Annotated in this window: 6 protein-coding genes and 1 pseudogene; 2 read left to right on the top strand and 5 right to left on the bottom strand. The window is 43.2% G+C overall.

Going from position 1 to position 5,627, the window contains the following annotated elements:
- Window positions 1–329 precede the first annotated feature (329 nt).
- The 4 genes from H6H03_RS39125 to H6H03_RS39115 form a co-directional block, all read right to left on the bottom strand.
- Entirely contained in the window at window positions 330–1,535 is a 1,206-nt protein-coding gene (locus tag H6H03_RS39125; protein WP_190960347.1) for an AIPR family protein, read from the bottom strand.
- Between the two features lie 188 nt (window positions 1,536–1,723).
- The gene (locus H6H03_RS41050) at window positions 1,724–2,143 is read right to left on the bottom strand and encodes an RMD1 family protein (RefSeq protein ID WP_242058232.1); all 420 of its coding nucleotides are present in this window, start codon (window positions 2,141–2,143) and stop codon (window positions 1,724–1,726) included.
- Complete coding sequence (locus tag H6H03_RS41045) at window positions 2,106–2,438, bottom strand: hypothetical protein (RefSeq protein ID WP_242058231.1); 333 nt, start codon at window positions 2,436–2,438, stop codon at window positions 2,106–2,108. Before H6H03_RS41045 ends, H6H03_RS41050 begins: the two co-directional genes overlap by 38 nt.
- A gap of 401 nt (window positions 2,439–2,839) precedes the next feature.
- Window positions 2,840–3,310: a hypothetical protein gene (locus H6H03_RS39115; protein WP_190960346.1), complete on the bottom strand. Its 471-nt coding sequence runs from the start codon at window positions 3,308–3,310 to the stop codon at window positions 2,840–2,842.
- 297 nt (window positions 3,311–3,607) lie between these two features.
- Here H6H03_RS39115 and H6H03_RS39110 point away from each other — a divergent pair, with 297 nt between their 5' ends.
- Together H6H03_RS39110 and H6H03_RS39105 are read left to right on the top strand one after the other, a co-directional pair.
- The gene (locus H6H03_RS39110) at window positions 3,608–3,868 is read left to right on the top strand and encodes a hypothetical protein (protein WP_190960345.1); all 261 of its coding nucleotides are present in this window, start codon (window positions 3,608–3,610) and stop codon (window positions 3,866–3,868) included.
- Window positions 3,869–4,088: 220 nt separating this feature from the next.
- Window positions 4,089–4,370 (top strand): hypothetical protein, encoded by a 282-nt coding sequence (locus tag H6H03_RS39105; protein WP_190971758.1) that lies wholly within the window; start codon window positions 4,089–4,091, stop codon window positions 4,368–4,370.
- Here H6H03_RS39105 and tnpC read toward each other — a convergent pair.
- Window positions 4,314–5,627, bottom strand: a pseudogene (gene tnpC / locus H6H03_RS39100) (IS66 family transposase); the annotation flags it as partial. The gene H6H03_RS39105 and the pseudogene tnpC sit on opposite strands and share 57 nt — an antisense overlap.

Below are 5,627 nucleotides of genomic sequence, written 5' to 3'. Positions count from 1 at the left end.
CTAGAGCAGAGAAGGGAAACTACAGTACACAACGTGTAAGATTTAACTCTCATTCTTCTGCTTAATTCTTTGTTACATACTTGTAAAATTTCACCACGACTTACTTATCCCTCTTCTGTCACTCTCCGAAAATATTTGCCATTTCCGAATTCTAGAGCTTTTGTATAGCAAGCGATAGAGCGATTATTTTCTAATAACAAATACAAGACCTATTTTTTTCTAATAGTATAGCTTGTATTGATTGCCTCATGAGGCTTATAGCGATCGCTCTTCCGGAGAGTGACAGAAGAGGGTTATGTTCATTTTGGGAATGGAGAAATAATCATACGTTAATTCACCAGCTTTAATTCTTCGCGCTTATTATTTTTTGACCCAACCATTTTCATCAACTGCTGATTCAGGTAGCTTTGCGCTGAAAGGTAAATATTATCCCAAATCACCAGATTGCGGCAGATTTTACTCCCAACTGTATTACCAGCGAGTTTCTCCGACACCAAGTATTTCTTGTAATAGTTATTCCACAAATGCTGTAAAAAATCCTCGGCGAATTCATCAAAAGGTATTATCCAGTTGTACTGTTCATCCAAAAACACCCGATAAGCAGCAACAATCGGCATGGCGATATCAGCTGGCGCAGCGAAGCCAAACGAGTATCGGCTATCCGGCAACAATGTGTTCTTGCGCGGGTCGATTGAGGCGAGGTCAACTACTCCCTTCTTCCTGGGTTTGGTGATATGTTCCTCGATTACCTGAAACAGTCGTTGCTCAATCCATAGTCCCTTGGGCAGTAGCGGCAACAACTTTGACAGCCGTTCTCTTTCGGCCTCACTCAAGCTAGGTGTATTGCTCACAGGCGGGTGTTTGGTTCTACTTTTTGAGTCTGGGTTGTATTTGTTCCTGTCCAGACAGTTCATCAATTTGATTAGGTGATTGACATTGCACTGGGGACTTTTGGGCGCACCGCTTTGGTTCTGGTAATAGGCGATGCGGAATTTTGTTTCTTCGTCGCGCTCCAGTTGCGCTAAAAACTGTTTGATGAATTTGTAGTCACCCCTGGCGTTAACTTTAGAACGCGCATCGACTGGGGCTGAAGTGTTTGATGCTAGGGCGATGTCTTTTGCCTCATCCTCACTTAGCCCGATGTGAATTGTGACTTTGACTCTGGCTTGGGTAAGGTCGTACTTATATTCCCTCGCCTGTTGAAAGGCTAAAACCGTATGTCCCCCATTGATAATGCCGTCGCTACCGCCCTCACTAGCTTCCAGTATTTCTAGTTCTAGCTGCGTCTTTTTACTGTTGGGCTTGACCTTGTTGGCACACAGTACAATTCCACTATGTCTTGAGAAGAATTTTTCGGGTTCAGTTGTCAATGAGTCGAAGATTTGTCTGTATGTTGAGCTTTTACGGTTGGGTTCTCTGATATTTGGTTCTAAGGGCAGGTCAGAAGGAAAGCTATCAACATGAACAGTAGCGATAATGCAGTTGGGATTTGCATTGAAAAACTGGTCTACTTTCAAAGCCCAATTTTTTGGCATAGTTTCTTAATGTGAGAAGCGCAGTGCATGTTTATCCAGAGTACATAATCCTGAACCGAATGACACCCTTGGAAAACGTAAAGCTGTATTAAGTAAGTTTTCAACGTTTGAATATTATGTCGTACAGTGACAGCAGAATTTCCACCACAATCAAAATCACAACATACCACTCTACTCGCTGGCTACTACTATGCTGCATGAACTCCAGTACAGTTTGTGCAGTTTGGGTAATTAGCTCTAGGAAAGCGTTCCAAGGCATTGTGACGCTCACGGATTTCGTATTCATCCTCCAAGCGCAGATATAAATTTTCTAACTGTGGGGATTCCCAAAGCAACTCTGGCTTATCGATAATCTCGACGCGACCTACTATTTTATGTTGAACTAACAACGTTGTGCCTAGTTGACGCAGTAATTCCCGACTCTGCCGCCGACTTCTGTTTTCACTCTGGAGGCTAGCCGCAAACGGTTCAATTTGATCCAATACTGCCGCGATACTAATTTCATAATGCGACAGCACAACACTTTTGGCCAAAATATCAGCTACAATCTGCAAGCGTTCTACACTCAATTCACAAAAGAAAAATTTTTCCTTCCTTGACTCGCTCATTCTCGACAACGTTGAAATGAACTTCCACTTCTTCTATCTCAGGCTGGCTAAATGAGTCATGAACTAGAGAAGATAGCCCCTTCAAGAAGGCTACCTTTTCTATAGGATCGAGGTTAAACAAAACAACTGCACCATAGCCTAGCAGCACCGCGCAACCTTGTTGAGCTACTTTCACCATTACTGGCATAGTCGCCAAGCAATCGTAATTCTCCAATTTTTGGAGGTTAATCTTTTTACCAAGAAATAGGGCTTGTGCTTTAAAACTATCTCTATCACTAAAAAGGAGTTTCTGCATTGTTGCCCTATGCTATGTTTTGCCTATAAATCTTTAATGGTGGCAGCGCAATTGATCCGGTATTGGTTGAGATTACCACAATCGAGTCTACCAATAAACCTATTCACGACTGCTTGTAATGTTTTCCAGACAATACAATCGCCCTTTGCAAATGCTGACGCACGCTCTTCTCCTCCTCTTCAGAGCGTACTGGAGAGCAATTACTCACAGTGCGCTGCCTGCATTGATATTACTGTTGAAACGAAAATTAGAGCGACCACGCCATTAGGCTGCGATCGCTCCTTTAATAGGCGGCTTAAATTTGCTTGGGTACAGAAGCGATCGCATCGCAGCCCTATTCGTGCGTTCGTCCTTGGTCTTGGCACAGCGCCATCGCTTAATTTCAAAACCAAGCTGTAGGATTAAGCCGCGGCAGATTTGCGAGACTTGGAACTCTTTTGAGTGACGGCTTTGTTAGTAGATTTGCTGGATTTGGTGGTTGTGGTGGATTTTGGTTTAGCAGTGGATTTCCTGATTGCCTTAGCTTTCGGTTGTACTTGGGCTGCTGGCGGTAGCAGAGGAAGTCTAAGGAACCTAAGTACAACATATTGGGTTTGGATTGGAGTTGGTTGAATGCCTGTGGTGAGTTCCCAAGGGTCAGGCAGTTGCGCGAACTGTGGTTGTTCTTTTGGGTCTGGTGTTATTTCTGGTTGTGGTATTGGTGCGGCGACTGGCTCTGGTTTTGTGGCGAACGCACCTGGATTTGTAGCGGCTTTTGCGATTGCATAATATCGTAGCGAAAACAAGCCGTTTACGAAATCCATGACCATAAGACAGACGAAGCCCATAACCAAAATTTGAATTGTCCAGTTGAGTACGATTTGAATATCCATTGTTTTTCTCCTGAATATGAACAGTTTTTCATTGACCACTAGCAAAGCGTTTTAACTGCACGCTTTTGAGAGATTTAAGAAGTAGTAAAAGATTTGGGGACAAATTTTAGGTGTGGAGGATTGAATTTGCACAAGCCTGATACTCACTCTCCAAATTGGCGTAGCCCAAGGGAGAAATTACTCGACAAACCTGTAGTGATAACTTGGCAAACAGGCTTAAAAGTAGAGTTGGAAAGGCTAAGATTCAAGTCAAGCGGTTAACTACGTTCAATTATTTAAACCGCAGCAAGTTAAATAATGTCTAGCAAAGAAATTCAAGTCAAAGAGTACACCGTCAGAGCGCACAAACGTCAGATACACACACGCGTTTTTAACTTCGTCTGTAAGCAGTGCGATCAATCAACTTCCCGTGAGACGTATGGCCCACGCCCCCTCTACTGCGAAACCTGTCGTCCTCCAGGGACGCCTAAGAAGTCTCAAGTGACTGCACCAGCTAAGAAAGGTAAGCCCAGGGCTAAGGTTTATCGAAGTGATGTTGATTTTCAAAAGTCTTCGTGAGGCGATCTCTAACTATAAGCAAAATGCTTCTGGACAATTGCATACCAGAAGCATTGAATGTAATTTGCTTGAAAGGGGGATTTTCCCCGTTGACCGAACAATTGTACTATAAAGAGGAATTCAAAACTCTCTATTGGGAATCCAAAATCATAACCATGAGATGAACTTGCTCCTAAATCGTTGTGTTTGAGCGAGTAGAAATTCTCAACCTATCTTAGTGATGCAACAGCAACAGACAATCCCAACTTACCTTCAAGCCATCGAAATCTACAACGCCGCTTTGATGTTTGCCCCACATGATTGGAAAATTCTCAAGCGCAAGGCTAGGGCTTGCGAACAGCTATCCCAACTATATTCTCAGCAACAGCAATACGAACATGCTATCGATACGTTAAAGCAAGCTGTTGCTGGATATGAAATGGAGTTTTCTCGTAAGGATTCAGGTCTAATATTGTGGAAGCAAAGAAGGACGAGACAGACTATTATTAGAGTCAGCCATTAGTGCTTGTGCCAAAAAATCAATCACAGACCGACCTTGACGGCGACAAGTCTGCACTACCGTCAACTTTCTTGGCAGTATGTTGAAACCGCTCCATCGAGCGTGAACCACCACTGACCTTACGTTTTGTCACAGCTAAACGCAGCGTTCGCGAAGCGTGTCCGAAGGACTCTCGTTCAGCCTGATTATTATCAGGGGGAACTTCAGGATTTTCAAGAAAATACCACCATTGAGAAGCTTTATCCCGTAAAGAACGTAAAAGCTGGCCGGCTTTTGCTCCTGCTAAGTCAATCCACTGATTGAGCGTTTGTTGTAACTTAGATTTGAATTGATTTACCCAGTCGTTGTAACTGGTGGAGTCAAGAGTTTCAAACCAGTGAGCTTAATTTTTAAAGGCTTCATCAATTAAATCAACAAAAGCTTCCCCAATAGCCTGGTTGTGAAGACCGGGAAGTTGAATTAATTTTTTGAAGTGACGGCGCAGATGGGCCAAACATTTCTGTTGGGCAAAAACTGGATAGCCATTGTAGACACTAAAATCGTCGCTGCTGAGTACCCCTGTATATTTAGCCCCTAAAATTGTTTCTAACTCGGATCGTGACCGAGTATCAGCCGCAGTAAACAGACAGAAATCAGAATTGGCAACTACCCACAACCATTCCTTAACTCCCTTAACTGACCAAGGTGTTTCATCTACATGAATGTTAGGTTGTGTCTGTTTTATCCAACTACTTAACTCAGTAACGCTCGGTTCAATTGCTTTTTGAACTCGTTCATTAGTTGCAACTAACGTCCCCAGCCCAATATCGATTTGCCCCAGTTCCCACAACATTTCCTGCTGTTTTTCGTAGGGCATATGTGCATAGTTATTTGCCCATCCTAAAAACGCCTGTAATTTCACCCCTAAATCTTGTCCTGGAATGATATCTTCTGGCCAAGAGGCAGTTTGTAGATTGCCACAACTTTCACATATACAGGTATGGCGTTGGTACTCAACTATTTCAATGGGACGTTCCACTAATTGCGCTACAGTCTGTTTTTCTACTTTTACCGCCACAGACGCAAATGCTTTTTGACCACAGTAAACACAATCCGTAGGACTGATAATTTCATAGCGATCTACTCTACCAAAGCCCTTACGAGTCTTACCTTGATGTCCTGGCTGCCCACCTGGTTTCTTCTTTGGCTGATTTGATTGGTCTTGAAGTGGTGCTTTTTTGTTTTCGCTCTTTTTGTGGATGTCTTGTGATGGCGGTTTCG

It is taken from the genome of Nostoc paludosum FACHB-159 (assembly GCF_014698835.1).
GTDB classification, from domain to species: domain Bacteria; phylum Cyanobacteriota; class Cyanobacteriia; order Cyanobacteriales; family Nostocaceae; genus Nostoc; species Nostoc paludosum.
This window is presented reverse-complemented; position numbering and strand designations above follow the sequence as displayed.

What these genes read in the sequence shown, in the direction of transcription:
- H6H03_RS39125 (WP_190960347.1), bottom strand. Translation starts at nt 1,535, where the DNA reads ATGCCAAAAAATTGGGCTTTGAAAGTAGACCAGTTTTTCAATGCAAAT.
- H6H03_RS41050 (WP_242058232.1), bottom strand. Translation starts at nt 2,143, where the DNA reads ATGAGCGAGTCAAGGAAGGAAAAATTTTTCTTTTGTGAATTGAGTGTA.
- H6H03_RS41045 (WP_242058231.1), bottom strand. Translation starts at nt 2,438, where the DNA reads ATGCAGAAACTCCTTTTTAGTGATAGAGATAGTTTTAAAGCACAAGCC.
- H6H03_RS39115 (WP_190960346.1), bottom strand. Translation starts at nt 3,310, where the DNA reads ATGGATATTCAAATCGTACTCAACTGGACAATTCAAATTTTGGTTATG.
- H6H03_RS39110 (WP_190960345.1), top strand. Translation starts at nt 3,608, where the DNA reads ATGTCTAGCAAAGAAATTCAAGTCAAAGAGTACACCGTCAGAGCGCAC.
- H6H03_RS39105 (WP_190971758.1), top strand. Translation starts at nt 4,089, where the DNA reads ATGCAACAGCAACAGACAATCCCAACTTACCTTCAAGCCATCGAAATC.